This is a genomic window from Xanthomonas sp. D-109 (genome assembly GCF_017746095.1).
Taxonomy (GTDB): Bacteria; Pseudomonadota; Gammaproteobacteria; order Xanthomonadales; family Xanthomonadaceae; genus Xanthomonas_A; species Xanthomonas_A sacchari.
In genome coordinates this window covers 1-26,478 of record NZ_JAGHWV010000018.1, presented here as the reverse complement: position 1 = coordinate 26,478, position 26,478 = coordinate 1, and the positions used below count along the sequence as shown (strand labels likewise).

At 70.6% G+C, this 26,478-nt stretch carries 18 protein-coding genes; 5 read left to right on the top strand and 13 right to left on the bottom strand.

What is annotated here, in order from left to right; all coding sequences use genetic code 11:
• Positions 1 to 190: 190 nt before the first annotated feature.
• The 9 genes from J7357_RS16795 to J7357_RS16755 all read right to left on the bottom strand — a co-directional run bounded on the left by J7357_RS16795 (position 191) and on the right by J7357_RS16755 (position 14,865).
• Positions 191 to 1,291 (bottom strand): alginate lyase family protein, encoded by a 1,101-nt coding sequence (locus J7357_RS16795; protein ID WP_209248250.1) that lies wholly within the window; start codon positions 1,289 to 1,291, stop codon positions 191 to 193.
• A 377-nt stretch (positions 1,292 to 1,668) separates the two neighbouring features.
• Positions 1,669 to 3,024 carry a substrate-binding domain-containing protein gene (locus J7357_RS16790; protein ID WP_209248248.1) on the bottom strand — a complete coding sequence of 452 codons (1,356 nt, stop codon included), beginning with the start codon at positions 3,022 to 3,024 and terminating at the stop codon, positions 1,669 to 1,671.
• Positions 3,025 to 3,177: 153 nt separating this feature from the next.
• Positions 3,178 to 4,053 carry a methylglyoxal synthase gene (locus tag J7357_RS16785; RefSeq protein ID WP_019799602.1) on the bottom strand — a complete coding sequence of 292 codons (876 nt, stop codon included), beginning with the start codon at positions 4,051 to 4,053 and terminating at the stop codon, positions 3,178 to 3,180.
• A gap of 104 nt (positions 4,054 to 4,157) precedes the next feature.
• Entirely contained in the window at positions 4,158 to 5,213 is a 1,056-nt protein-coding gene (locus J7357_RS16780) for a glycoside hydrolase family 5 protein (RefSeq protein ID WP_209248246.1), read from the bottom strand.
• Positions 5,214 to 5,403: 190 nt separating this feature from the next.
• Positions 5,404 to 6,456 carry a glycoside hydrolase family 5 protein gene (locus tag J7357_RS16775; RefSeq protein WP_209248244.1) on the bottom strand — a complete coding sequence of 351 codons (1,053 nt, stop codon included), beginning with the start codon at positions 6,454 to 6,456 and terminating at the stop codon, positions 5,404 to 5,406.
• 273 nt (positions 6,457 to 6,729) lie between these two features.
• Entirely contained in the window at positions 6,730 to 7,788 is a 1,059-nt protein-coding gene (locus J7357_RS16770; protein WP_209248242.1) for a glycoside hydrolase family 5 protein, read from the bottom strand.
• A gap of 416 nt (positions 7,789 to 8,204) precedes the next feature.
• Positions 8,205 to 9,695: an FAD-dependent oxidoreductase gene (locus J7357_RS16765; protein WP_209248240.1), complete on the bottom strand. Its 1,491-nt coding sequence runs from the start codon at positions 9,693 to 9,695 to the stop codon at positions 8,205 to 8,207.
• Positions 9,696 to 9,819: 124 nt separating this feature from the next.
• On the bottom strand, positions 9,820 to 14,277 hold the full coding sequence (gene gltB / locus J7357_RS16760) for a glutamate synthase large subunit (protein ID WP_209248238.1): 4,458 nt from the start codon (positions 14,275 to 14,277) through the stop codon (positions 9,820 to 9,822).
• Positions 14,278 to 14,469: 192 nt separating this feature from the next.
• Entirely contained in the window at positions 14,470 to 14,865 is a 396-nt protein-coding gene (locus J7357_RS16755; RefSeq protein ID WP_010342269.1) for an I78 family peptidase inhibitor, read from the bottom strand.
• A 289-nt stretch (positions 14,866 to 15,154) separates the two neighbouring features.
• On the opposite strand from J7357_RS16755, the gene J7357_RS16750 reads away from it, so the two are divergent.
• Positions 15,155 to 16,384, top strand: a complete 1,230-nt coding sequence (locus J7357_RS16750; protein WP_209248236.1) for a DNA topoisomerase IB — start codon at positions 15,155 to 15,157, stop codon at positions 16,382 to 16,384.
• 45 nt (positions 16,385 to 16,429) lie between these two features.
• On the opposite strand, the gene J7357_RS16745 is transcribed toward J7357_RS16750, so the two are convergent.
• Complete coding sequence (locus J7357_RS16745) at positions 16,430 to 16,786, bottom strand: hypothetical protein (RefSeq protein WP_209248234.1); 357 nt, start codon at positions 16,784 to 16,786, stop codon at positions 16,430 to 16,432.
• A gap of 139 nt (positions 16,787 to 16,925) precedes the next feature.
• Here J7357_RS16745 and J7357_RS16740 point away from each other — a divergent pair, with 139 nt between their 5' ends.
• Positions 16,926 to 17,159 (top strand): hypothetical protein, encoded by a 234-nt coding sequence (locus tag J7357_RS16740; protein ID WP_209248232.1) that lies wholly within the window; start codon positions 16,926 to 16,928, stop codon positions 17,157 to 17,159.
• A gap of 71 nt (positions 17,160 to 17,230) precedes the next feature.
• Positions 17,231 to 18,265 carry an SDR family oxidoreductase gene (locus tag J7357_RS16735; protein WP_209248230.1) on the top strand — a complete coding sequence of 345 codons (1,035 nt, stop codon included), beginning with the start codon at positions 17,231 to 17,233 and terminating at the stop codon, positions 18,263 to 18,265.
• A gap of 348 nt (positions 18,266 to 18,613) precedes the next feature.
• Here the strand turns inward: J7357_RS16735 and ligD are convergent, their stop codons facing one another.
• From ligD to J7357_RS16720, 3 genes are all read right to left on the bottom strand, one after another.
• Positions 18,614 to 21,256, bottom strand: coding sequence for a DNA ligase D (gene ligD / locus J7357_RS16730; protein ID WP_209248228.1), 2,643 nt, complete (start codon positions 21,254 to 21,256; stop codon positions 18,614 to 18,616).
• A 19-nt stretch (positions 21,257 to 21,275) separates the two neighbouring features.
• On the bottom strand, positions 21,276 to 21,452 hold the full coding sequence (locus J7357_RS16725) for a DUF3606 domain-containing protein (RefSeq protein ID WP_209248226.1): 177 nt from the start codon (positions 21,450 to 21,452) through the stop codon (positions 21,276 to 21,278).
• 167 nt (positions 21,453 to 21,619) lie between these two features.
• On the bottom strand, positions 21,620 to 23,947 hold the full coding sequence (locus tag J7357_RS16720; RefSeq protein WP_209248252.1) for a TonB-dependent receptor: 2,328 nt from the start codon (positions 23,945 to 23,947) through the stop codon (positions 21,620 to 21,622).
• A gap of 675 nt (positions 23,948 to 24,622) precedes the next feature.
• Between J7357_RS16720 and J7357_RS16715 the strand changes: the two genes are divergently transcribed.
• Entirely contained in the window at positions 24,623 to 25,009 is a 387-nt protein-coding gene (locus tag J7357_RS16715; RefSeq protein WP_209248224.1) for a BlaI/MecI/CopY family transcriptional regulator, read from the top strand.
• A 3-nt stretch (positions 25,010 to 25,012) separates the two neighbouring features.
• Positions 25,013 to 26,478: M56 family metallopeptidase (locus J7357_RS16710; protein WP_209248222.1), on the top strand; the 1,466-nt coding region annotated here is incomplete at its 3' end.

The following is a 26,478-nucleotide window of genomic DNA, read 5'->3' as shown; positions in this document are numbered from 1 at the left end:
ATTTTTTATTGCGCCTGGAAAAAACAGCCCGACGCGCGCAGGCGATCGGGGACGGGCGAAACCGCGCAATGACGGATCGGCGAGGCGCTGCGCGCCCTACCCTCACCCCTACCCCTCTCCCGGGGGGAGAGGGGCGCGGTTCCTTCCTTCTCCCCTCCGAAGAAGGGGCTCCGCAGAGGCGGGGGCGGCGCTAGCGCTTCGAATCCGGCAAGGTGCTGATCGCCAGCCGCCAGGACGGCGTGCCGTGGCCGAGGTGTTGGGCCAGACCGGCGCAAGCAGGATCGTAGGCCGCCGCGAGTACCAGCAGCGGCACCGCGCCCTCGGCCGCGTACGCCGCGCCAATCACGTGGCCCGCTTCCCCGTTGGCAGAGCGGGCCTTGTCGAACGGCACCTGGCTGCCGACGAACTCGGCATGGCTGCGGTCGCCGCGCACATACGGCAGCAACCAGTCGACGCTGCGTGCCAGCGATGCGCCGTTCGGTGCGCGCCAGTGGTACAGATCCTCGCCGCGTTCGGAGAACAGCAGCGCCAGCGTCACCAGCGGACGCAGGTCGTAGACGTGATAGGACAGCGCATCGCGTTCGACGAAGTCGATGCTGCGGCCGTCGGGCAGCAGGTTGTCGGCGATCTGCTGGCGAAAGCCGGTGCGGGCGTAGTCCAGTAGCCGGGTGTCGTCGAGCGCGGCGCCGATCATGCCCACGGTCTTCAGCCGGTGGCTGTGCCAGTTGTTGGTGGCGGTCTTGCGCTTGAGGTCGCGCGAATCGATTTCGGCATCGGCGATCTTGCGCATCCACGCGTCGATGGCGCGGCGTTGTGCGTCCTGCAGTGCCGGGCGCACGATGCGGTAAGCGAAGATCGCCGGTTCCAGCCCGGTCTCGTCGATCGGATTGCCGTTGGGCACATTGTGCGCAGCCCATTGCGCGAGCTGGTCGCCGGCGGCCAGTGCGTCGGCGCGCTCGCCGTCCAGGGCGTAGCGCAGCGCCAGCGCCTGGATACGCAGCATGTCGCCCAGGCTGGTTTCGGTCGCCGCCTTCACTGGATCGCCGCGCAGGCGGCCGCCGGTGCTCAGGGTCTCGAGCGGATGTGCGCCCTGCGCGCGTGCCGCATCGGCCAGCCGGGCCTGCGCCGCCTCGATCTCGCGCCAGGCTGCATCGGTTGAAGCCGATGCGTGCAGCTGTTGCCATTGCGCTGCGGTCGGCCACAGCCGCTGCGCCGCGGCGGCGGGCGTGCTGTGGGTCAACGCGAATCCGGCAAGCACCACGCCGAGAACGGCGTGCGATGAGCGAAGCATGGCGATCTCCGGAAGCGCTGGCGAGGGTGTCGGGCGACTGTAGGCGCGATGCGGTGAACGCCGGATGGCCCGAGTCCGGGAGCACGGTCGCCAGCATGCGCTCGCCGGTGCGCGGATGGCGACGGGTCGTATCGGCGCCAGCGCGGCGTCATGCGCGCGCGGCTGCCAATGCCTGACGCGCTGACCTCCCAGTTTCCGCCGGCGAGGGCGCTTCGCGCTCCGTACCCTCACCCCAACCCCTCTCCCGACGGGAGAGGGGCCTTGACGTTCCCTTCTCCTTTCGGGACCACGGCCTGCTTTCCGGGGGAAAGGTTCCGAAGGGGACGAGCGGCCGAGCGACGTCGTGCCCAACCAGCCGCAACCACGCTCCGGCTGTCCTACCGCGCCCGATCCAGCAGCCACACTTCGACGCGTTCGTTGCGCGCCTTGGCCGCCGCGTCCTCACCGCCGATCAGCGGACGCAGTGCGCCCAGACCGCGTACCCGTTCCACGGCGACACCGCGTTGCACCAGGTAGGCGGCGACCACATCGGCGCGGTCGTTGCTGGCGATGGTCGGGTACAGCCGGTTGGCGCTGTCCGGTGTGGCGAAGCCGATCACCGCCAGGGCGCGGCCGTGCATCGCCGGCTGTTGCATGAAGGCGACCAGCCGGTCGAGATCCTGGGCGCTGCGCGCTTCGTACATGCCATTGAGCGACTGCAGGCTGAAACGGAGCGTGGTGGTCAGGCGCCGGGCACCGGCGCTGGCCTGGACATAGGCGCCGTCCGCGCGGGTCGCGGCGGTGGCGCCGTGCGGCGTGGCCGGATCGACGTCGATCGTCATGGCGATCGGGCCGAGTCGGCGCACCACCCGTTGCGCCTGCGGGCCGATCGCGTACAGCGCCAGGCTGCGGCCGAGCGCCGACATCATCTGGCCGCCGTACAGGCTGTAGCGCTGGACCAGCGGATAGTCCTCGCCGCGCACGGCGGCGTCGGTCGGGAGCACGGCGATACCGCCGTCGGCGATGGCCAGCGCGCGCGTCCCGGCCGGCACCGGCGTGGTCAGTCCGACGACCGCCAGTGCGTCGGGATGGCCGGCGACGGCGCGTGCTGCCTCGGCCAGGTCCGTATGCAGGACGTTCCCCGGCGTGCGCAGCGCCGGCAGCGCCAGGCGTTCGCGGAGGAAGTCGTCGAGACCGCCGGGGATGGCACTGCGGTGCAGCGCGATCGGCAAGTCCGCGCCGCCGAGTTGCGACCAGCGCGTCGTCCGGCCGCTGAGGATGTCGCGCAGCTGCGCGACGCTCAGCGTGGCGATGGGGTTGTCGGCGGCGACCAGCACCCGCGCGCCATCCAGGGCGACGACGAACTGCTGGTCCGGCGAGCCCAGGTCGCCGAGCTGCCAGGCGGCCTCGCGTTCGCGCGCATCGGGCTGGCGCGCCAGCATCGCCAGTTCGGCGTCGCCATGCACCAGGTCGGCGAAGCCGGCGGCCGCGCCGGTGCCGGCGATCTCCACCACCAGCGGCGCCTCGTCGCGGACCGCGGCGATCTCCAGCGTCGTCGCATCGACGCGATGCCGTTGCAGTTGCCGGTAGCCCATGCTCTGCAGCCAGGATTCCACCAGCGCCGGCATCAGCCGCGCGCCGAGGCTGTTGGAGCCGTGCACGCGCAGGCGTTCGGCCGGTTGCGCGGACGCGGCCGGTAGCGCGCACAGCATTGCCGCGCCGAGCAGCAGCAGGCGCAGGGTGAAACGCAACATGGGATCCCCCCTGGGATCTGGACAGGCGCGGCAGTGTTGGCGATCGGCGTGACATCGCAGTGACTGTGCGCATGGTCACGCACGACACCGCCGCGTCGCGGCGTGTCCTGCGGACGGTCAACGCGCGACGCGAGCGCGCGGGACCGTCGACCCTCAGGCCGATCCGAGCCGGCGTTCGGCGGCCTGCGCCCAGCGCGCGGCGATCGCCGGCGAGGTGATGCACACGGCGCTGTCGGTGACCGTAGTGACCGCGCGTTCCAGCAGCTGGATGTCGGCCTCGTGCTGACGCGCGACGTGCGGATCCTCGAAGAAGATCGCGCGGTGGCAGCGCCGTTCCAGGACGCGATCGGCGATCTGCGCGTCGCCGCCCATCGGACCGCTCTGGTAGCGGTGCACCCAGTCCTGGCCCTGCGGCCAGCCGCGGCTCCAGGCCAGTTCGTTGAGCCGCTGTCCGGTGGTACCGGTCGCCACGCGCTCGGCGAAGCGCGACAGCAGGTCGAAATGTTCGCTGGCGAAGGCCAGCATCTGCGGCTTCATCGCATCGTGGGCAATCAGCGCCAGGGTCTGCCGCGGCAGCGCGTAGAGATCGTCGGCGCCGGGATCCGGTGGCAACGCGGCGTGGATGCGCTCCATCTCGACCCAGTCGCGGGCGCTGGCCACGGTGGAAATGAACGGCTTGCCGTGGATCACGCACTGGCGCTTGAGCGCGATCGCCTCGGGAAAGATCGAGGACGGGTCGACCGGATCGATCAGGTAGATGGCACCGTCCAGGGTCCGCTCGGCGCCTTCCAGGCCCACGACCTCGGCCACCAGCTTCATCAGTCCGCCCTCGCGGCCGAACGGGTAGCGCCTGAGGCCAGCATGGCCGACCAGCAGGCCGGCACGCACGATCGCCTCGTGGGTACGGCCGACCGCGTGCAGGCCGAGCTGCAATTCGCGGATACCGGCTTCGCTGGCGCGCAGCCAGCGGAACAGCGCGGCATCCTTGCCCTGGTGGTGCAGTCGGTTGGCGGCCAGGCCCAGGCGCATGCGTCGATCCGTGCGGGAAAGGTGCGACAGTCTGCGCCCGATGGCGGTGTCGACTCAATCGCCGCGATCGCCGGGCCGCCGCTGCGGACCCGGCGTTACCGCAGTCACTGCGTGACTTGCTGGGCGCGCACCGCCAGAACGTTCATCTGCGGCTTGTCGGCGCCGCTCTTGTCCGGCTGCAGGTTGAACGCGTAGTCGCTGCGCCACCACGCGCCGCCGGCCCAGGCGGTCCAGCCCAGCCAGACGTCGCCATTGTCGTGGACGTAGCCGAGCATGGTGTCCAGCGCGGCCAGGCAGGTGGGGTCGCTGCTGCCGCCGAACTCGCCGAGGAAGCCGCGATAGCCATTGGCGCGCAGCCATTGGGTGAACGCTTGCAGGCGTTCCGCGCCGATGCTGGTGCTGACGCAGGCGGCACTGGTGCCGGAGGAGTCGGCATCCAGGTACTGGTGCACTTCGAACGCAAGGTTGCCGGCCGGGTCGTGGACCGTCAGCAACCCCTGTGCATTGGAGACGCCGTACCAGGTGCTGTTCCAGCTGTGCGCGCCGCTGAAGGCGGTGCCGGGCACCAGGATCAGGTTGTCGGCGCCGGTGCCGCGGATCGCGTCGATCGCCGCCTGCGCGATGGCCGCCCAGTCGCCGGAGGCGAGGCCGTTGGGTTCGTTCATCAGCCCGAACACCACGCTGCCGTCGTTGCCGAACACCAGTGCCAGGCGTCGCCACAGATCGGCCAGCGCCGCCGCCGGCACCGCGTCGCCGCCGATGCGTACGCCGTCGTACTTGGCGTAGTTGTGCACGTCGAGGATCAGTTGCAGCTCGTAGCGCTTGGCGCGTTCGACGGCGGTGCGCAGGGCGTCGAGTTGTGCGGCGTCGAGCGGGCCGTCGGCCTGCGGCTGCAGCCGCTCCCACAGGAACGGCAGGCGCACGATGTTCATGCCCTGCGCCGCGGTGTACGCATAGTCGGCGTCGGTGGGATACACGTAGTCCTTGAACAGCACGCCTGGCTTTTTCGCCGAGTTGAATTCGGCGCCGGCCAGATTGATGCCGGCGTAGCGCAGGGTCTGTTGCGCGTGGGCGAACGGTGCGCAGGCGGCCAGGAGCAGGCACAGCGCAGCGCGCTGTCGCCACTGCGGAGAACGGGAAACACGGGTCATGCGTGGCATGGCGGATCCTTCGTGGGGAAGAGCGGCAGGCGCCGCCGCGATGCGGCGTGCGCGGCCGTGCACAACGCTGCAACCGCCATGCCAGAGCGATCGTCGTCGTGGAAAATGTGCGACGCATTGCACGTCGCAGGTCATGCGTTCGCGCGCACCGCGCCGTGCGCGTTCGTCGCTCTGGCGGCGCCGCCCGCGCTCAGCGCGTGATGCGCTGCGCCCAGGGCGCGAGGATCGCCATCTGCGGACGGTCGTGGCCGTCGGCGTCGGGCTCCACATTGAACGGATAGTCGGCGCGCCACCAGGCGCCGCCTGCCCAATAGCTCCAGCCCAGCCACAGCGTCGGGTGCTGCGCGATGTCGGCGAGCATGCCGTCGAGCGCGCGGCGGCAGACCGGAGTGTCGGCGGCGGCGAATTCGCCGAGGAAGCCGAGATGGCCGGTCTCCTGCAACCATCCGGTGAACGCACGCAGGCGTTCGACGCCGATGTCGTCGCTGACGCAGACCGGGCTGGTGCCGCTGGAGTCCGCGTCGAGGTATTGATGCACTTCGATCGCCATACGCTGCAGCGGATCGTGCAGCGCGGCCAGCGCGCTGGCGTTCGAGGTGCCGCCCACCGGGGTGTACCAGCTATGCGCGCCGGTCCACAGCGCGCCCGGCACCAGGATCAGGTTGCTCGCGCCGGTGGCGCGGATCGCGTCGACCGCGGCCTGCGCGGCGGCGGCCCATGCGGCCGGGGTGATGCCGTTGGGCTCGTTCATCAGCCCGAACACCACCGCATTGTCGCTGCCGTAGGCGCGCGCCAGACGCTGCCACAGGTCGACGAAGGCGGCGACCGGCAGGCCGGTGCTGCCGACGAGGCGACCGTCGTAGCGCGCGTAGTTGTGGATGTCCACGATCACGTACATGCCCTGCGCCTTGGCCTGCTGCACGGCGTCGTCGAGCAACGCCAGTTGCGCGGCGTCCAGTGGCCCTTGCGGCTGCGGCTGCAGGCGTTCCCAGCGCACCGGTAGGCGCAGCAGGTTCATGCCCTTGCCGGCGAAATAGGGGTAGTCGCTGCTGCGCGGATAGGTGTAGTCGACACCGACGACACCGGGGATCTTCGACGGCGCGATCTCGGCGCCGGACAGGTTGACGCCGGCAAGACGCAGCGCTTGCTGCGCGTGCAACGGGACGAGCGGAACGGACAGGCACAGCAGCAGCGCGGCACGCCAGGCGTGCCGCGACCGCCGACGCAAGGCGAGCGCGATCATGCTGGATCTCCTTCGGCATCAGAGGGGGAACCCGGCCGATGGAGAGAGAGCAGCCGGGCTGATGACAACGGTGTGCGGACACCGTAGTGCATTGCCGAGGTCAGGGCGATACGTCGCAGGCACGCATGCATGGATCTGTGCGGCGATTGGCAGCGCGATCCGGTACTGGATCGCGCTGCATGCGCTGTGCCTGGCGCGCGCGTCGCCGACGCTGCACGCCTAGGTGCGGGGATGCGCAAGGCGTTGCCGGCATGCAGAGCCGGCAACGTCAGCTCACTTCTTGCCGGTGATCTGGCGCGCGTACTTGGACAGGATCGGCATCTGCGGCTTCTCGCTGCCGTCCTTGCCGGGTTGCACGTTGAACGGATAGTCGGGCTTCCACCATGCGCCGGCCGCCCACCAGGTCCAGCCCAGGATCACGTCGTCGTTCTTCTGCATGTAGCTGAGCATGTTCTCCAGCGCCTCATTGCAGGTGGGCGTATTCGCGGTGGCGAATTCGCCGATGAAGCCGACCTTCTTGTTCTCGCGCAACCAGCTGACGAACCCGGCCAGCTTCTCGGCGCCGGCGGTGGCGCTGACGCACTCGCCCTTGGTGCCGCTGTTGTCGCGGTCCAGGTACTGGTGCGCTTCGAACGCCATGCGGTTGCGCGGATCCTTCAGCGGCTGCAGCGCCACCGCGTTGGGCGTGCCGTAGGCGGTGCTGCGCCAGCTGTGTGCGCCGGTGTAGGCGGTGCCCGGCACCAGGATCAGGTTGTTGGCGCCGGCCTTGCGGATGGCGTCGATCGCCGCCTGCGCCGCACTGGCCCAGTCGGTCGAGGACACCGCGTTGGGCTCGTTCATCAGCCCGAAGATGACGTTGTCGTCGCCCTTGAACTCCTTGGCCAGGCGTCGCCACAGATCGGCGAACACATCGTCGGGGGCGCCCTCGCTGCCGACCAGCGCACCGTTGTACTTGGCGTAGTTGTGCGGATCCAGGATCAGGTACATGCGGTTGGCCTTGGCCTGCTCCACCGCCTTCTTCAACAGCGCCAGTTGCGCCGGGTCGAACTCGCCCTTGGCGGTGGGCTGCAGGCGCTCCCACAGAAACGGCAGGCGGATGGTGTTCATGCCCTTGCTGGCGAAGTAGCTGTAGTCGCTGGCGGTCGGGTAGGTGTAGTCCTTGTAGAGCACGCCGGGCTTCTTGCCGGAGTTGAACTCGGCGCCGGACAGATTGACGCCGGCGTACTTGAGCACGCTGCGGCCTTCGGCGGCGGCGTTGCAGGCGATGGTGGCGAGCAGCAGCGCCAGCGGCAGGGAACGCCAGCGCGGGGAACACGACGAGGAAAGCGACATGGGGGAGCTTCCTGGAGTGAAGGGGGAGCGCCGCCCGCTCGGGGGAGTGCGGGACGGCAGGCGCAAGCGTGCAAGGATCGCCCCCGTGATCGCCAGCTTGTGCGCACCCGTGTTAGCCGGGCATTCACCTGGAACAGACAGGCCCTGCGCGGACGCCGGCCGGCATCACAGCGCGCGCGTGGTGCAACTGGCAGTGGTGGCGTGATCGCGGTCGCGATCACGCCTGGCCGGGCGGGCAGCGACGCAGAGCGGGGGGGCTCGTCCGCACCAGCGACCCTGCGCGCAGCCTGTTCCCGGCGCGTGCTGGCGGTGCGGGATCGAGGATGCCGCCTTCAGCCGCTTCCGCCGATCCTGCAAGGTTTGTCGTCGCCGTCGTCCCCGAATGCCCGACTTCTGTCGAAGCCCGGGCAGGGCGCTCAGGCGGCTGCCTGGGTCGTCACCGGCAGGCGGTTGCCGATCCATTCGGCGATGCTGGCCGCGGCATCGCGGCCTTCGGCCACGGCGGTCACCACCAGGTCGGCGCCGCGCACTGCGTCGCCGCCGGCGAACAGCTTCGGGTTGGTGGTCTGGTACGGCAGGCGGCTGCTGCCGTCGGACTCGCCGCCGCCGGCGAGGATGCGGCCGTTGGCGGTGCCTTCCACGCCCTGCGCCGCCAGCCACTCCGGCACGCTCGGCGAAAAGCCGAAGGCGATGATCACCACGTCCGCATCCAGCAGCGACTCGCTGCCTTCCACCGGCACCGCGGCCTGGCGTCCGCGCGCGTCCGGCTCGCCGAGCCGGGTTTGCACCACGCGCACGCCGGCCAGGTTGCCGGCGGCGTCGGCCTCCACGGCCAGCGGCTGGCGATTGAACAGGAAGCGCACGCCTTCCTCGCGCGCGTTGGCCACCTCGCGCGCCGAGCCGGGCATGTTGGCCTCGTCGCGGCGGTAGGCGCAGGTGACCTTGGCCGCACCGAGGCGGATCGCGCTGCGCACGCAATCCATGCCGGTGTCGCCACCGCCCAGCACCACCACGCGCTTGCCGCTCAGGTCGGGCAGCGCGATCTTGTCTTCCCAGCCGGCGATCGGCCGGCCCCAGGGATCGTTGCCGCCGACGATGCGGCTGTTCTGTACCAGGAACGGCAACGCCGGCAGCACGCCGGGCAGATCCTGGCCAGGCAGGCCGCCGTCGGTGTAGCGGTAGGCGCCGGTGCCCAGGAACACCGCGTCGTACTCCTCGAGCAACTGCTCCAGGCTCACGTCGCGGCCGATCTCCACACCCAGCCGGAACTGCACGCCCATGCCTTCGAGCACCTCGCGGCGCTTGCCGATCACGCTCTTGTCCAGCTTGAAGCTGGGGATGCCGAACTGCAGCAGCCCGCCGATCTGCTCGTAGCGGTCGTACACCACCGCCTGGATGCCGGCGCGCGCCAGGCGGTCGGCGCAGCTCAGCCCGGCCGGGCCGGCGCCGATCACCGCCACCCGCTTGCCGGTGGGTTCGACCTGGCTCAGGTCAGGGCGCCAGCCGTTGTTGAGCGCGGTATCGACGATGTACTTCTCGACCGCGCCGATGGTGACCGCGCCGAATTCCTCCAGCGTGCAGCTGCCTTCGCACAGGCGATCCTGCGGGCACACCCGGCCGCACACTTCCGGCAGCGGGTTGGTGCTGTGGCACAGCGCTGCGGCCTCTTCGATGCGGTTTTCCTGCACCAGCTGCAGCCACTGCGGGATGGCGTTGTGCACCGGACACTTCCAACTGCAGTACGGGTTGCCGCAATCCAGGCAGCGCCCGGCCTGGTACTGCGCATCGGCCTTGTCGAACTTGCCGTACAGCTCGTTCCAGTCGCCGGAGGTACGCAGTTCCACCGGGATGCGCTGTGGCATCTGCCGCGGCAGGTCGAGGAACTGGAAGGCGTGTTTGCGGCTCATAGGGCTGGGAATCGCGAATGGGGAATGGGGAATCGGAAAAGCGGGTCTGCGTGAGCGGAAGGGGAGCTGGCGAGCCGGGCTGTGACCATTCCCGATTCTCCATTCCCCATTCCCGGCACCACCATCAAGCGGCGCGCCGCAACGACTCAGTCAACGACTCGATGCTCGCCGCCTTCGGTTTGACCAGCCAGAACTTGCCGACGTAGTCGCGGAATTCGTCGAGGATCTGCTGCGCCCAGATGCTGCCGGTCAGTTCGCGGTGGCGGCTGATCAGCTTGTGCAGGTGCTGGCGGTGGCTCTCGAAGCCTTCGGCGGAGATGCGGTGGATGTCGATCAGTTCGTGGTTGTAGCGGTCGACGAAGTCGCGGTCCACGTCGAGCACGTAGGCCAGGCCGCCGGTGAAGCCGGCGCCGAAGTTCAGGCCGACCTTGCCCAGCACCAGCACGATGCCGTCGGTCATGTATTCGCAGCAGTGGTCGCCGGCGCCCTCGATCACCGCCAGCGCGCCGGAGTTGCGCACCGCGAAGCGTTCGCCGGCGCGGCCGGCGGCGTACAGCTCGCCGCCGGTGGCGCCGTACAGGCAGGTGTTGCCGATGATCGCGGTGCTGCGCGCCTCGAAGCGCGCCCCGCGCGGCGGGCGCACCACCAGGCGGCCGCCGGCCATGCCCTTGCCGACGTAGTCGTTGGCCTCGCCCTCCAGTTCCAGGTGCAGGCCGCCGGCGTTGAACGCGCCGAAACTCTGCCCGGCCGAGCCGCGGAAGCGCAGGGTCAGCGGCGCATCGTCCATGCCGTGGTTGCCGTGGACGCGGGCGATGGCGCCGGACAGGCGCGCGCCGATCGAGCGGTCGGTGTTGTGGATCAGGAAGCGATGGTCGCCGCCGCGCTTGTGCGCGATGGCGTCGGCGAGCAGGCCGTCCATCTGCGTGGCCAGGCTGTCCGGCGATTCGTACAGGCGCTGCGCGGCGCAGTGGCCGCCGTCGTGGCGCACGTCCTTGAGCAGCCGCGACAGGTCCACGCGCACGCCTTCGCGCGGGCAGATATCCAGTTGCTGCAGCAGTTCGGTGCGGCCGACGATCTCGTCCAGCGAGCGCACGCCCAGGTACGACAGCCACTGCCGCACTTCCTCGGCCAGCAGCCGGAAGAAGTTCTCCACGCGCTCGGGCAGGCCGACGAAGTGGTTGGCGCGCAGGCGCTCGTCCTGGGTGGCCACGCCGGTGGCGCAGTTGTTGAGGTGGCAGATGCGCAGGTACTTGCAGCCGAGCACGATCATCGGCCCGGTGCCGAAGCCGAAGCTGTCCGCACCCAGGATCGCGGCCTTGACCACGTCCAGGCCGGTCTTCAGGCCGCCGTCGGTCTGCAGGATGGTGCGCGACCGCAGGTCGTTGGCGACCAGCGCCTGGTGCGACTCGGCCACGCCCAGCTCCCACGGCACGCCGGCATAGCGGATCGAGCTGACCGGGCTGGCACCGGTGCCGCCGTCGTGGCCGGACACGGTGATCAGGTCGGCGCCGGCCTTGACCACGCCGGCGGCGATGGTGCCCACGCCGGCATGGCTGACCAGCTTCACCGATACCAGCGCGCTGGGATTGACCTGCTTGAGGTCATAGATCAGTTGCGCCAGGTCTTCGATCGAATAGATGTCGTGGTGCGGCGGCGGCGAGATCAGGCCGATGCCTGGCTTGGCGTAACGCAGCCGCGCGATCAGTTCGTTGACCTTGTGCCCGGGCAGCTGGCCGCCTTCGCCGGGCTTGGCGCCCTGCGCGACCTTGATCTGCAGCACCTCGGCGTTGACCAGGTATTCGGGGGTGACGCCGAAGCGGCCGGACGCCACCTGCTTGATCTTGGAGCGCTTCTCGGTGCCGTAGCGCGCCGGGTCTTCGCCGCCTTCGCCGGAATTGCTGCGCCCGCCGAGGCGGTTCATCGCGATCGCCAGCGCCTCGTGCGCCTCCGGCGACAGCGCGCCGAGGCTGATCGCGGCGGTGTCGAAGCGGCGCAGCAGGTCCTCGGCCGGGGCGACCTCGTCCAGCGGCGTCGGCGTGGCCGCGCGCTTGAGCTGCAGCAGGTCGCGCAGGGCCGAGGCCGGGCGCCCGTGCACCGCGGCGGCGTAGGCGTCCCAGTCGGCCTGCAGGCCGCTGCGGGTGGCGCGCTGCAGGGTCAGCACCACGTCCGGGTTGTACATGTGGTACTCGCCGCCGTGCACGTACTTGAGCAGGCCGCCCACTTCCGGCTTGAGCAGGTCGTTCCAGGCGCGCGCGGCGAGCTGCCGCGCCTCGGTGTCCAGCCGCGCCAGGCCGACGCCGCCGATGCGCGCGGCGGTGTCCGGGAAACACAGCGCCACCACGTCCGGATCCAGCCCGACGATCTCGAACAGCTGCGCGCCGCGGTAGCTGGCGATGGTGCAGATGCCCATCTTGGAAATGATCTTGGACAGGCCCTTGTAGATGCCCTTGCGGTACTTGCGGCCGATCTGGGTCTGCTCGCCGCCGCTCTTGAGCAGGAGGATGCCGCGCCGGCCCAGGTCGAACAGGGTCTGGTAGGCCAGGTACGGATACACCGCGGTGGCGCCAAAGCCGAGCAGGCAGGCCATGTGGTGCGGATCGCGCGCGGTGCCGGTCTCGATGATCAGGTTGACGTCGCAGCGCAGGCCCACCCGCGAGAGGTGGTGGTGCACCGCGCCGGTGGCCAGCAGCGCATGCGCCATCGGCCGCTCCGGCACCGGGTAGCGGTCGGTCAGCAGCAGCATGACCTTGCCGTCGCGCGCGGCCTGTTCGGCCTCGGCGCAGATGCGCTTGAGGCCGGCCTCCAGGCCTTCCTCGACGCCGTAGGACAGGTCGATCTGGGCGTTGCGGGTCTGGTACTGCGGCATCTTCAGCAACTGCCGCAGCTTGCGCTGGCTGAGCACCGGCGAGTTGAGGATGACGTGGTTCACCGTCTCCGGGCCGGCATGGAAGATGTTGGTCTCCTTGCCGAGCTGGGTGGTCAGCGACATCACGCAGTCTTCCCGCAGCGGGTCGATCGGCGGGTTGGTGACCTGCGCGAAGGCCTGGCGGAAGTAGTCGTACAGCGGCCGGGTGTGGCGGCTGAGCACCGCCATCGGGGTGTCGTCGCCCATCGAGCCGGTGGCTTCCTGCTCGGTCTCGGCCAGCGGCCGCAGCACCTGCTCCACTTCCTCGGTGCTGAGCTGGAACAGCTTGTGGTAGCTGCGCAGGGTGCGCTCGTCGAACGGCTCCTCGACCAGCGAGGGGTCGATCAGCTCGGTCTGCAGGTAGGTGACGCCCTGCTGCAGCCACTGCTTGTACGGGGCGCGGCCGCGGTTGATGCGGTCGATGGCATCGGAATCGAGCAGGTCGCCGCGCTTGAGGTCGATGGCCATCATCTCGCCGGGGCCGAGCTTGCCCTTGCGGGTGACGCGTTCGGCCGGCAGTTCCCACACGCCGGCTTCGGAGGCCACGAGGAAGTGGCGGTCAGAGGTCAGCATCCAGCGCGCCGGGCGCAGGCCGTTGCGGTCGAGCATGCATGCGGCGTAGCGGCCGTCGCAGGCGACGATGCCGGCCGGGCCGTCCCACGGCTCGGTGTTGAGGCCGTAGAACTCGTAGAACGCGGCCAGGTCGGCGTCCTTGAACTCCAGCGACTGCGTGGCCGGCGGCACCAGGATGCGCAGCGCCTGCAGCAGGTCCATGCCGCCGGCGACCAGCAGCTCGAGCATGTTGTCCAGGCTCTGCGAATCGGAGCCGTGCATCGAGATCACCGGGTCCAGCTCGGCGATGTCGAAGCGCGGGGTCTTCCACACCTTGCTGCGCGCCTGCGCCCAGTGCCGGTTGCCCTCGATGGTGTTGATCTCGCCGTTGTGCGCGAGCAGGCGGAACGGATGCGCCAGCGGCCAGCGCGGCAGCGTATTGGTGGAGAAGCGCTGGTGGAACACGATGGCGCTGGAGGCCAGGTCGTTGCGCTGCAGGTCCGGGTAGAAGGTGCTGAGCTTGTCCGGCAGCACCATGCCCTTGTAGCTGATGCCGTTGGGCGAGAGCGTGGTGACGTAGAAATCGGCGACCTCGCGCAGGCGCTGCTCGGCGCGGCGGCGCGCCAGGAACAGGGCCAGGGCGAAGGCGTCCTCGCCTTGCTCGGCGCCGGCGTCGACGAACACCTGCTCGATGCGCGGCAGGGTGTCCTTGGCCAGTTGCCCGCACACCGCATCGTCGGTGGGGGTGAGGCGCCAGCCGCATGGCTGCGCGCCGACGCGGCGCAGTTCCTCTTCCAGCACCTGGCGGCAGCGCGCGGCGGCGTCGGCATCGTCGCGCGGCAGGAACACGTTGCCGGCGGCGAAGCGCGCGCCGACGCTCAGGCCGGCTTCGCGCGCCAGTGCGCGCAGGAACGGCTCGGGTTTGCGGATCAGCAGGCCGCAGCCGTCGCCGGTGAGGCCGTCGGCGGCGACGCCGCCGCGGTGGGTCATGCGCGACAGCGCGGCGATGGCGGTATCCACCAGCGCCCGCGAAGGTTGGTCGTCGAGTTGCGCGACCATGCCGAAACCACAGGCATCGCGCTCGTCTTGGGGGTCGTAGAGCCCGTGGCGGTTGCGGGGGGCCATGTCTGCCTCTGAAAGCGATCCGAAGGAACGCGGCGACACTCGCCCCCGCTCTATCCTGGAGCGCTTCTTGAGGTCACCGGAATCCCGACTAAAACATAGTTGGTGCGGTGCCGCAATACACCGTTACACCTGCAACTTCAGGGCTGGCGGCGGCGTTGCCGCCGCCGCCGCACCAGGGCCGCCGGCGGCGCCTTAGCCGCAGCGAACGCCGGTGATCTGGTTCTTTTCGTCGACCTCGATGTTGAGCCGTTCGCCGTTGAACTCCATGGTCACCGCCTGGTTGGGCTTGAGCACCCGGGCGGTCTTGGCGCCGGTGTCGCTGCGCGCCTGGTCCAGCAGCGCCGGGGCGAAGGTCTGGCCGACCAGGCCCTGCGCCTGCGAGGCATCGCAGCTGCCCACCGGCGGCGCGTCCGGCGCGTTGGCCGGGTCCGGCGCGGCGGCCTGCTGCGCGGCGGCCTGGGCCTTGGCGCTCACCTGTTCCTGCTCGTCCGGCGGCGGCGCGCCGCAGGCGGCCAGGGCCAGCGCCAGGCATGCCGTGCCGAGCAGGCCGGCACGCGTGGACGCACGGGAGGAAAGGAGGTTGCTCATCGGGGCTCCTATGGATGGAGGGAAGGACGCGTGAAGCATAGAACGTGCGTCGCGCTTTGAGGCCACCCAGGGCCACCGGCGGCGAACGGCGCCGCCGGCGCGCCTGCCACGGGGATCCGGCCTTCCGGCGCGACGCACGTTCCAACGTCGGCAGCATCGGACATGGCGCGTTCGCCACTCGTTAAGCGCTGCAGCGGCCCGGCATCACGTGCCGTAGCCGTTGCGCTGCCGACAATCCGGGCTCGTGGAACCGGCGGCGCGGGCCGCGGTTCCGGCTTCCGGAGGTCCGATGTCCACCCAGTCCCGTTCCACCGCCGCCGCCGAGGCCGCGCGTGCCCGGCAGTCCCGCCAGGCCGCCAGCAGCGCCGGCCTGGTCTACGTCAGCGACCAGGAGCCGGGCATCGTCCGCCGCCGTGCCGGCAAGGGATTCGGCTACCGCCTGCCCGACGGCAGCGCCGTGCGCGATGCCGCCACCCTGCAGCGCATCCGCCAACTGGCGATCCCGCCGGCCTACACCGAGGTGTGGATCTGTGCGCGCGACAACGGCCACCTGCAGGCCACCGGGCGCGACGCGCGCCGGCGCAAGCAGTACCGCTACCACGTCGACTGGGCGCAGGTGCGCGGCGACGGCAAGTTCGAGCGCATCGTCGCCTTCGGCCAGGCGCTGCCGCGGCTGCGCCGGCGCCTGCGCCGCGACATGGCGCTGCCCGGCTATCCGCGCGACAAGGTACTGGCGATGGTGGTGGCGCTGATGGCCGAGACCCTGGTGCGCGTGGGCAATGCCGAATACGCACGCAGCAACCGCTCCTACGGCCTGACCACGCTGCGCAACCGCCACCTGGCCTTCGTCAAGGGTGGCCGCGCGCGGCTGCAGTTCCGCGGCAAGGGCGGCCAGGAGCACGACATCGAGGTGGACGACGTGCACCTGGTCAAGCTGATCCGCGGCTGCCAGCAACTGCCCGGGCAGGCGCTGTTCCAGTACCGCGACGACGACGGCCAACTGCAGCCGGTGGATTCGGGCGAGGTCAACGACTACCTGCGCGAGGCGATGGGCGAGAGCTTCACCGCCAAGGACTTCCGCACCTGGGGCGGTACCCGCGCCGCGCTGCAACGGCTGGCCGCGCTGCCGCTGCCCGACACCGGCGGCGAGCGCGCGCTGGCGCAGGCGCAGAACGCGGTGATCCGCGAGGTGGCCGAGGCGCTGGGCAATACCCCGGCGGTGTGCCGCAAGGCCTACATCGACCCGTGCGTGTTCGACGGTTGGCGCTGCGGCCGCCTGCACGGCCTGTGCGAGGGCGTGCGCGGCGAGCGGCAGTGGGATCTGATCACGCTGAAGTACCTGGGGCGGGCACGCACCGCGGCGCGCAAGGCGGCCAAGGCGGCCGGTCGTCCCTCGGCCAAGGCGCCGCCCTTGCGCAAGGCCGCGCAGACCACGCGCAAGGGTGCGGCGGCAAGCGCGCAGGGCAGTGGTCACCGCAGCAAGCGCAAGGCCGCGCCGGTGGCGCGCAAGCGCGCCTGAGCGCCGCGCCACCGCGGGTGCGGCGGCACGGCCCCGCGGTGCGGATCAGCCGCAATACACGGTGGTGATATTGTTGGTCGGGCCGATCTCGACGGTCAGGCGGTCGCCGCCGGTTTCGCGGGCGCCACGGTTGGCGCTGTCCACGCCGCTGGAGGTGGCGCCGTTGTCGGTGACGCTGCTCTTGACCACCTGGACCTTGAGGCTGTCGCTGTCGACGCGGGCGCGTTCGACGGTCATGCGCGAGGCGGCCAGGCCGACCGCGCCGCGGACCTTGTCGATATGGCACTGGCCGGAGATGACGCCGTCGATCGGCTGCACCTGCGCCACCTGGGTGGTGCTGCAGGCGCCGAGCAGCAGCACGGCGGCAAACGGGGCGAGGCGGGCAAGCGGGTGGCGGATCATGGGGCGTCTCCTTCGATCGATGGCGCGAGCCTGTCGCGGCGCATGTTTGCACCGCATGAAGAGATCGCGCCGGCGGTTTCACCGGTCGTGGCCGCCGGCGGGGCAAGACTCGGGATTCCCCCAGCAACCGGAGCCGATCATGGCCACCTGCGATGTCTGCGGAAACGACGACGACCAGGCCTTCACCCTGACCCAGGGCACGCGCAGCGGTACCTTCGATTCGTTCGAGTGCGCCATCCACGCCTTCGCCCCGCGCTGCAGCCACTGCGAGTGCCGCATCGTCGGCCATGGTGTGAGGACCGGCGAGCGCATGTTCTGCTGCGCGCACTGCGCCCGGCACACCGGCGTCAGCGGTCTCGCCGACCGCGCCTGAGCGACGCCCGTTCCTTCCCTTCGAGGAGGGTTGCGCGACCGCGTCCTCCTCCCGCATCCGGAGTATTGCCGATGGCCTCCCGCAAGCGTCCTGCCGCCACCAAGTCCGCCGCGTCCAAGCGCAGTGGCGCCGTGGCGTCGTCCAGCGCCAAGACAGTGCAGCAGCAACGCGCGCTGCAGCGCGCGGTCGATGCCGGCGACGCCAGGCCCAAGCCCAAGCGCGCCAAGCCGGGTGACGCCGGCCAAGCCGGGCCGCGCAAGCAGCCGCAGCGCATGCCCAGGCAGCACTTGGCCAAGCCGGGCAACGAGCATGAGCTGGCGCTGCAGCCGCGCTTCGAGGCGCCGGAGTACGTGGGCAGCGGCAAGCTGCGCGGCATGAGTGCGATCGTGACCGGTGCCGACTCGGGCATCGGCCGCGCAGTGGCGGTGCTGTTCGCGCGCGAGGGCGCGGATGTGGCGGTGCTGTACCTGGACGAGCACGAGGATGCGCAGGTCACCCGCCAGCATGTGGAGAACGAAGGCCGCCGCTGCATCACCATCGCCGGCGACGTGAAGGATCCAGCGTTCTGCGAGGACGCGGTGGCGCAGACCGTCAAAGCCTTCGGTGGACTCGACGTGCTGGTCAACAATGCCGCCTTCCAGTTGCATTGCGATGCGCTGGAGGATCTGAGCGAGGAACATCTGCAGGAGACCTTGCAGACCAACATCGCCGGCTATTTTCACATGGCGCGCGCGGCGCTGCCGCATCTCAAGCGCGGCGCGGCGATCGTCAACAGCGGCTCGGAGACCGGGCTGTTCGGCAGCAAGTCGCTGCTGGACTATTCGGCGACCAAGGGCGCGATTCATGCCTTCACCATCGCCTTGGCCAGCCAATTGCAGCCGCGCGGCATCCGCGTCAACGCGGTCGCGCCGGGGCCGGTATGGACGCCGCTCAATCCGGCCGACAAGTCCGCCGAGGACGTGGCCGAGTTCGGCAAGCAGAACCCGATGGGGCGCCCGGCGCAGCCGGAGGAACTGTCGCCGGCGTACGTGTTCCTGGCCTCGCCGATCACTGCCAGCTATATCAATGGCGCGATCCTGCCGGTGATGGGTGGGCCGACGGGGTAGGGGGCGAGTGGGTTGGCGGGTGAGTTGGCTGGCGGTCGTACCCTCACCCCAACCCCTCTCCCGGCGGGAGAGGGGCTTTTGATCCCCTTCTCCCACCGGGAGAAGGTGCCCCGAAGGGGCGGATGAGGGTACGAGGTGCTCGTGTTCGATCTCCGCGTGTCGCTTCGCGCCGGACCCTCACCCCAACCCCTCTCCCGGTGGGAGAGGGGCTTTGACTCCCTTCTCCCCTCGGGAGAAGGTGCCCCGCAGGGGCGGATGAGGGTGCGGGTCGCTTGCGTTCGATCTCAGCGTGCCGCTTCGCGCCGGACCCTCACCCCAACCCCTCTCCCGACGGGAGAGGGGCTTTGCTCACTCCGTTTCGGCCCAGCGCGACAGGTTCTGCTTGAGCATGTCGATGTCGGCCCAAGGATCCTTGCGTCGCCGTTTCAGCTTGGCGGGAACGTCGCGCAGCTTGAAGGCGTCGGCGCGGTGCAGTTTGGGCAGGTCACTCCAGGACAGCGGCATCGCCACCGGGGCGCCGGCGCGGGCGCGCAGCGAGTACGACGCCACCGCGGTGGCGCCGCGGCCGTTGCGCAAATAGTCGACGAAGATGCGCTGGTTGCGCAGGCGCTTGCTGGCGGTGGCGAGGAAGCGCTCGGGTTGCGACTGCGCCAGCGCGTCGGCGAAGCCATGGGCGAAGCGCTTGGTCAGGTCCCAGTCGCAGCCCGGTGCCAGCGGCACCACCACGTGCAGGCCCTTGCCGCCGGACACGCGCAGGAACGATTCCAGCTCCAGTTGCGCGAGCAGCCTGCGGATGTCGGTGGCCGCGCGCTTGACCTCGGCGAAGGGCACGTCCGGGCCCGGGTCGAGGTCGAACACCACGCGGTCGGCACGCTCCGGGGACGCGGCATGCGCGCCCCACGGGTGGAACTCCAATGCATTGAACTGCACCAGTTCCAGCAGCCCGGCTGCATCCTCGACCACCAGGTACTCGGCCTGGGTGCCGCTCTCTTCCTTCAACCGCACCGACGACACCAGTTCCAGCCCGGCGGTATGGTGCTTCTGGAAGAAGCACGCGCGCTCGGCGCCGGCCGGGCAGCGGATGATCGACAGCGGGCGGCCGGCGATCTCCGGCAGCAGGTGATCCATCACCGCGCTGTAGTAGTCCCAGACCTCGCGCTTGGTCGCGCCGATGTCGGGGAAGACCACGCGGCCCGGGCTGGACAGCGTCGGCGGCGTGCGCGCGGTGCCCGTGGTCGCGACGTCGCGCTTGCTGCGCCGGGGACCGCTGGTCTTGGTCTCGCTCGCCTTCGCCGCCTTCGCAACCTTGGTCGCCTTCGTGGCTTTGACCGTTGCATCTGCCCTGGCTTTCCTGGCCGGCGGCCTCGCCCGCGCCGCCGCCGCGCGCGGTGCCGGTGCGTCGGCATCGCCCAGGTCGGCGATGTCCTTGTCCGGGCGCACCGCCTTCAACGAGGCCTGGCGCAGCAACTGCTGTCCGCCGATGCCGCGGTAGAACACCTCCACCACGAAGCGCGGCGCGAACCAGCGCGCGCTGCGCAGGTCGGTCTCGGTGGTGGGCACGTGCACGCTGGGCGTGGCGCTGCCGGCCTTGCCGATCAATGCGGTCAGCTCGCGCAGTAGCGCGTCGGAGAAACCGGAGCCGACCCGCCCGACGTACAGCCAGCCATGTTCGGCATCCGGCCGCGCCAGCAGCAACGAGCCGAAGCCGCTGCGGCTGCCCTTGGGTGCGGTGTAGCCGACCACCGCGAACTCGTCCGAGCGCAATTGCTTGGTCTTGCGCCAGTCGTCGCTGCGGCCGCCGTGGTAGCCACGGTCGGCGCGCTTGGAGACGATGCCCTCGAAGTGCTGCGCGCCGGCGAGCTGGAACGCCGCGTCGCCGTCGCCGTCGATGTGCGAGCTGAAGGCCAGGTGCGTATCGGCGTCCTGCAGCAGCCGCTGCAACAACGCCTTGCGCTCGGACAGCGGCGCGGCGGCGATGTCGATGCCGCCCAGGTGCAGCAGGTCGAACAGGGCCAATGCCAACTTGCCCTGGCGCTCGCCGGACAGCACCGCCTGCAGCAGGTTGAAGTCCTCCTTGGTCCCCTTGCCGGCGATCAATTCGCCATCCAGCGCCGCCGAGTGCAGGCCCAGCGCGGCGATGGCATCGCGGATCTCGGGGACCCTGTCGGTCCATTCGATCGCGTTGCGCGACCACAGCCGCACCACGCCGTCGGCGACGGTGGCCAGGATCCGGTAGCCATCCCACTTGATCTCGTGGATCCACTGCGCGCCCTGCGGTGGCGCGTCGCCCAGCCGGGCCAGCTGCGGCGCGAACGGCCCGTCCGGCGCCGCCGCCGACACCGCGCCCGGCAGTGCCTTGGCCAACTTGGCCCAGTTCGTCCGGCGGCCTTTGCGCACTGGCGCCACCACCGTGACCTTGCGCTTGTCCGGTTTGCCGGCGCCGGCGCGCTTGATGTCCTGCGCCGGCGCCGCGGTGACATCGGCCAGCAGGTCGTCGGCCTCCAGGTCGCCGGCGAAGGCGTCGTCCTCCTTGAACAGCAGCCACTGCGGCTGCCGCGCCGGCTTGCCCGAACGCACCAGGTGCCAGCCACCCTTGAGCTTGTCGCCGAACAGTTCGAAGCGTAGATGACCCTTGGCCAGTTGCGCCTCCGGATCGTCCGCGCTGCTCCACACGCCACGATCGAACTGGGCGACGTGGCCGCCGCCGTATTCGCCCTGCGGGATCTCGCCTTCGAACGTGGCGTAGTCGAGCGGATGGTCTTCCACTTCCACCGCCATGCGCTTGACCTTGGGGTCGTAGCTCGGCCCCTTCGGCACCGCCCAGCTCTTCAGCGCATCGCCGACCTGCAGGCGGAAATCGTAATGGCGGCGGCTGGCGTGGTGCAGCTGCACGACGAAGATCGGCCGCTGCCCCGCCGGCACCGGCTTGCCCGGCTCCGGTTCGCGGGTCTTGTCGAAGCGGCGCTTGCGACGGTAGTCGGCGAGGCTCATGGCGCGGGCCCGGCCCGCATCACGTGCGCAAGTGCGCGCGAACCGCCGCGGCACTGCTGCCCACCGCCTGCACGGCGGCGCGCAACGCGTCGGCGGACACGCCCAGCGCCTGCGTCCAGTCGCGTACGTCGTCGTCTTCGTGGAGGTTGATGCGATCGCGATCGGGCGAACCGGTGTTGCGGGTGTCGTCGCTCATGCCGATGTCCTGCTGTCCAGAAGCCGCTGCGGTCGTGGGGCGCCACGTGTGGCGGCGAGTGCCGACGGACGCGGGATGCGTCGGCGGACCGGTGCGGAAACTTCTAGTCGCGCCGGCGTGGCATCGCCGTGAACGCCGTGTCTGCCCCACGCATGCGCGCCGCCCGCTCAGAACGCCAGCGAGGTACTGAACAACACCTGCCGCGGCGCGCTGCGCTGCAGCGTCTGGTAGTCGCCGGCGAACGCCGAGCCGGCGATGTTGGCGGTACCGATGTTGTGGCGGTCGAGCAGGTTGCTCACGTCCAGGCGCAGCTCCAGGCCGGGCAGCGGGCTGTCGGGCCCCAGCGTGTACGCCGTGTACGCGTTGACCTGCCAGAACGCCGGTACGCGCAGGTCGTTCTCGTAGGTGAAGGGCTGATGCAGGTACTCAGTGCTGGTGGCGCCGAAGCGCCAGTGGCGCACATGCGCCGACAGGTCGCTGACCAGCGACAGTTGCGGATAGCCCGGCTGCGCCTTGCCCTGGATCGGATAAACGCTGCCGTCGACGATCACGTCGCGGTCGTAGACCGAGCGCGCCAGCGCCACGCCCTGGTAGAACTGCAGGTGCGGGGTCAGGTCGGCGGTCACGCCCAGGTCGGCGCCGAAGGTGTGCATCTTCGGCATCACCTGCACGGTGTTGACCTGGGCGAACTGGGTGCCGACCGCGGCCGACAGCAGGCGGTGGCGGATGTCGCCGTAGAACACGTCGGCGGTGACGGTGGCGCGGTCGAAGCGATGGGTGCCGCCGAGGGTGAGATTCCAGTCCTGTTCCGGCTGCAGGTGGCGGGCAAGGCGGTCGAACGTGGCCTGGTCGGGGACGGTCCAGGCCGAGGCGGTGTAGCCGATGTTGCCGCGCTGGGCGACGCGGAAGCCGTTCATGGTGCTGCCCAGGTCGATGAAGCCGTCGGTCTGCGCGGTCGGGCTCCAGAACAGCGACAGGTGCGGCAGGACCGCGCTTTTGGCGCGCAGCGTGCCGGAGGCCGGCCGGTCCGGCGCATCGCCGACACCGCCGCCGCTGGTGCGGAAATCCACCGCCTTGGCCCCCAGGCCCAGCACCAGCGTGTCGCTCAGCGCGATGTCGTCGTGCACGTACGCCTGGCGCGCGCGGGTGGTCCACTGCGAGACGTTGTCGGCCCTGAACGCCGGGCCGTCGGTGTCCCACGGCCCGATGGTGCGCAGCGGCCGGCCTTGTCCCAACAGCGGCTCGCTGTACCAGAAGGTCGCCGCGTCGGCGCTGGCGTGCTCCTGCCAGAGGCCGGCGCTGAAGGTGTGCCGGCCGAGCAGGTAGCTCAGGCTGAGCAGGGCGCCGCTGCGCTGCAGGTGCGGTGCCTGCACCTGCTCGGAGAACGGCGCACCGTTGGGCGAGGGCGTGGTCGGATCGCTCAGCGTGGCGTGAGTATGGCTGCGCGCGCTGTAGACCTGCACGCGTCCGCTGAGCGCGTCGGAGATGCGGAAATCATGCGCGAGCGAAGCGATGCGGTCGTCGGTGACCTGGCCGGTGTCGTACGGCAACAGCCCGGCCAGCGTGCCGCAGCTGTAGGCGCCGCAGGAGGCGCCGGCGTTCTGCGGCAGGGCGATGGCATAGGCCCTGGCGTAGTCGGGATAGAGGCTGTCGGCGCGCCAGCCGAGTTTGCCGAGCATGTCGAAGGACAGGTTGTTGTAGCCCCACATCGCGGCGTGGCTGGCGGACAGGAACACGGTGAACGTACCCCAGGCCACGTCCTGCGTCGCCTTCAGGTCGCCGCGCAGGAAGCGTTGGGTGCCGCCACCCTGGTATTTGTCCGCACCCAGCCGTTGCAGATCTACCTGCAGCTTCGGGCCGTTGTCGCCGAGCTGTCCGCTCTGTGCGGACACCGTGGTGACCTGGGTCGCGTCGCTGCCCACGCCCTGCTTGAGGCGCAGGCCGGGCGAGTCCTTCGGTTCGCCCAGGCGGTACTCCAGCGCACCGCCGTTGGCGCTGCTGGAGAACACGCTCACCGGTGCTGCGCCTGGGCTGACGGCGATGGTGCCGATGGCATCCGGCACGCCGACGTTGACCACGCTGGTGCCGGTCAACGACAGGAAGCCGCTGTCGTTCAACGGCACGCCTTCGAAGCTGATGCCCATTTCGTTCATGCGGAAACCGCGCACGAACAGGCTGGTGGCGGAGACGTCCAGGCCCAGGCCATCGGTGGCGGTGTAGCTGGCGCCGGGCACGGTCTTCAGCCGCGCCAGGCCGTTGCTGCCGCCGACGTCGGCGTCCATGTCGCCGGCATTGATGACGTAGCGGTTCGGGCCGACCACTTGCGTAGGCGCCACCGCCGCCGCATGCGGCGAGGCCACCACGTCCAGTGCCGACAGCGTGGTCGGCGTGGTGTCGGCATCGGTGTCGGCGGCCGTTTCCGCAGCCTGCGCCGGGGACGCGGCGAGGCAGGCGGTCAGCGTCGCGGACAACCACGACGGCGTGCATGCGCGCATGCGGCGATGCGGTGCGGGCGGCGGCAAGGCGGTGGCGCGGAGACGGGAGGAAGTCGCGTGCATGGTCGGATCCGGCGTGGCGTGAAAGCGGTGGCGCAGGCGCGCACCCAGCGCTGGGCAGCGGCCTCGCGGCGACGCCCGGCTGGCTGTGCGTTTGCGATGGAAGGGCCCCGGCGGTGCGGCGCGGAGCAGGGGACGTGGCGGGCGGCTTTGCGGCTGTTCGCCCCAAATCGATGAAGGCGAACGGCGCATCCGCGCGACAGCGCGTGACCCGAGGTGGAGACAGCGGCGTGAAGCGATGCAGGGAATTCTTGCATCGCATGTGCGCTTGCACCATTGCGCGTTGGTACAGCCGTGCCTGCCGCGCGTATGCGTTGCGATACCTGGGTATAGGGCACTGGTGTCGTTGCGCCGAACAGAGCCGGATCGCCGCGAAGGTCGACCGCCAGGGAGTGCACAGTGGCGGAGGGCGGCACCCTTTCGCCGCACGTGTGCGCAGCGCTATGGACGACCGGATGCCTAGGACCGATGCGGCATCCGCCGACATGCGATGGGCGCTGCCAGCCTCGCGGACGGGTGCCATCGCCAGGCCTGCCGCCCATGACCTGCGACCTATTGACGACAGTTGTCGTCACGGGTAGTTTTGCTGACAAGTGTAGTCATCGGGGTGGGCGGATGCGCCGCAAATCGATCGGGGACCAGGAACTGGCCCTGCTGCAGTACATCGCCGAGCACGGCGATGCCAGCGTCGGCGAGGTCGCCGCCGGCTTCGGCGAGGCGCGCGGGCTGGCGCGTTCGACGGTGCTGACCATGATGGAGCGCCTGCGCGCCAAGGCCTATCTGCGCCGTCGCCAGGTGCAGGGCGTGTACCGCTATGCCGCCACCAGCGGCCAGGACGACGTGGTGCGCAGCGCGGTCGGCAGCTTCGTCGAGAAGACCCTGCAGGGCTCGGTGTCGCCGTTCGTGGCGTGGATGTCGCAGCGCGCCGAGGTCAGCGACGCGGAACTGGCGGAACTGGAGGCCCTGGTGGCCAAACTGCAATCGCAACGTCGGGAGGACTGAGCCATGCACAGCCTGTTGGGGACGGACGTGTTCGAGAGCCTGCTGTCGCGGCTGCTGGCGACCAGCGTCCAGGCGCTGGTGCTGGTCGCGCTGATCTGGGCGCTGTGCCGCTGGCTGCCGACCCTGCCGGCGGCGACGCGTTGCCGGCTGTGGTGGCTGGTGGCCGCGCAGAGCGTGCTCGGCCTGTTGTGGGCCGGCGCGGTGCAACTGCCGGTACTGCCGGCAGCGCCGGCGCAGATGGCGGCGGCACCGGCGATCGTTGCCACGATGCCGGCGACCCCGGGACGCGCGGCAACATCGTCCGTGCAGGTCGCATCCGCGGTGCCCGCGCAGTTCAACGTCAACGCGACTGCCGCCACCGCTGTCACGCCGATCGCCTCGCCGCCGGCCACGCCTTCCTCGGCGGCCTGGCCCTGGGCGCAGGCGCTGGCCGCGTTGTGGCTGGCCGGCGTGCTGGTCGGCGCCGCGCACAGCGTGCTGGCCTACCGCCGCAGCCGCCAGCGTGCGCGCGCGGCGGCGCCGTGCACCGACGCCGCCCTGCTCGGCGCGCTGCACCTGGCCGCCGAGGCGCACGGCCTGCGCCAGCCGCCGCAGTTGCGGCTGTGCGCGCACACCGATTCGCCGCAACTGATCGGACCATGGCGGCCGGTGCTGCTGTTGCCGGCGCGGCGCATGGCCAGCCTTCGCGCCGACGACCTGGACATGGCGCTGACCCACGAACTGGTGCACCTGCAGCGCCGCGACCTGTGGTGGGGCCTGTTGCCGGCCGTGGCGCAGCACCTGTTCTTCTTCCATCCGCTGGTGCACCTGGCCAACCGCGAGTACGCCCTGGCCCGCGAGGCGGCCTGCGACGCCGCCGTGGTCGCCGGTCACTGTCATCGCCGTCACGACTACGCGCGGCTGCTGGTGCAGCTGGGCGTGGCGCCGCGGCCCAGCGCCGGCGTGGCCAGCGCCTCGCCGACCTTCCTGAGCCTGAAACGGAGATTGCAGATGCTGCAGACCACGTCCGCTTTTCCGCGCCTGGGCGCGGCCCTGATCCTGACCGCGGTGACCGTACTCGGCGTGATGCCGCTGCGCCTGGTGGCCCAGCCCGGCCATGCGGCCCCGAGCGCGGCGCCGACCCGGCCGGCGCGCACGCCGGCGCCCGACGTGGCGACCGACGTCGATGCCGGCACCGAAGCCGCGGCCGATGCGGCTGCCGCGGCCGCCGAGGCGGCGCAGACTGCCGCCGATGCTGCCGGCGATGCCGCCGCGCAGGCGGCCGACGTCGCCGATGCCGCGCGGGAACGTGGACGCGAGGCGGCGGCTGCTGCGGCCGAAGCCGCCGAAGCTGCCGAAGCGACCGACGCGGCGGACATGGACGATGCCGCGCGTGCCGCCAACGTGCCCGCCGCGCCGCTACCGCCGCGTGCGTCCAGGCCGGCCAGGGTGGCGGCAGCGACGCCCGCGCAGCCTGCACCGCCGCCGGT

Bases quoted from the DNA above. Each gene is read 5' to 3' on its own strand.
- J7357_RS16795 (WP_209248250.1), bottom strand. From the start codon at position 1,291: ATGCTTCGCTCATCGCACGCCGTTCTCGGCGTGGTGCTTGCCGGATTC.
- J7357_RS16790 (WP_209248248.1), bottom strand. From the start codon at position 3,024: ATGTTGCGTTTCACCCTGCGCCTGCTGCTGCTCGGCGCGGCAATGCTG.
- J7357_RS16785 (WP_019799602.1), bottom strand. From the start codon at position 4,053: ATGCGCCTGGGCCTGGCCGCCAACCGACTGCACCACCAGGGCAAGGAT.
- J7357_RS16780 (WP_209248246.1), bottom strand. From the start codon at position 5,213: ATGCCACGCATGACCCGTGTTTCCCGTTCTCCGCAGTGGCGACAGCGC.
- J7357_RS16775 (WP_209248244.1), bottom strand. From the start codon at position 6,456: ATGATCGCGCTCGCCTTGCGTCGGCGGTCGCGGCACGCCTGGCGTGCC.
- J7357_RS16770 (WP_209248242.1), bottom strand. From the start codon at position 7,788: ATGTCGCTTTCCTCGTCGTGTTCCCCGCGCTGGCGTTCCCTGCCGCTG.
- J7357_RS16765 (WP_209248240.1), bottom strand. From the start codon at position 9,695: ATGAGCCGCAAACACGCCTTCCAGTTCCTCGACCTGCCGCGGCAGATG.
- gltB (WP_209248238.1), bottom strand. From the start codon at position 14,277: ATGGCCCCCCGCAACCGCCACGGGCTCTACGACCCCCAAGACGAGCGC.
- J7357_RS16755 (WP_010342269.1), bottom strand. From the start codon at position 14,865: ATGAGCAACCTCCTTTCCTCCCGTGCGTCCACGCGTGCCGGCCTGCTC.
- J7357_RS16750 (WP_209248236.1), top strand. From the start codon at position 15,155: ATGTCCACCCAGTCCCGTTCCACCGCCGCCGCCGAGGCCGCGCGTGCC.
- J7357_RS16745 (WP_209248234.1), bottom strand. From the start codon at position 16,786: ATGATCCGCCACCCGCTTGCCCGCCTCGCCCCGTTTGCCGCCGTGCTG.
- J7357_RS16740 (WP_209248232.1), top strand. From the start codon at position 16,926: ATGGCCACCTGCGATGTCTGCGGAAACGACGACGACCAGGCCTTCACC.
- J7357_RS16735 (WP_209248230.1), top strand. From the start codon at position 17,231: ATGGCCTCCCGCAAGCGTCCTGCCGCCACCAAGTCCGCCGCGTCCAAG.
- ligD (WP_209248228.1), bottom strand. From the start codon at position 21,256: ATGAGCCTCGCCGACTACCGTCGCAAGCGCCGCTTCGACAAGACCCGC.
- J7357_RS16725 (WP_209248226.1), bottom strand. From the start codon at position 21,452: ATGAGCGACGACACCCGCAACACCGGTTCGCCCGATCGCGATCGCATC.
- J7357_RS16720 (WP_209248252.1), bottom strand. From the start codon at position 23,947: ATGCGCGCATGCACGCCGTCGTGGTTGTCCGCGACGCTGACCGCCTGC.
- J7357_RS16715 (WP_209248224.1), top strand. From the start codon at position 24,623: ATGCGCCGCAAATCGATCGGGGACCAGGAACTGGCCCTGCTGCAGTAC.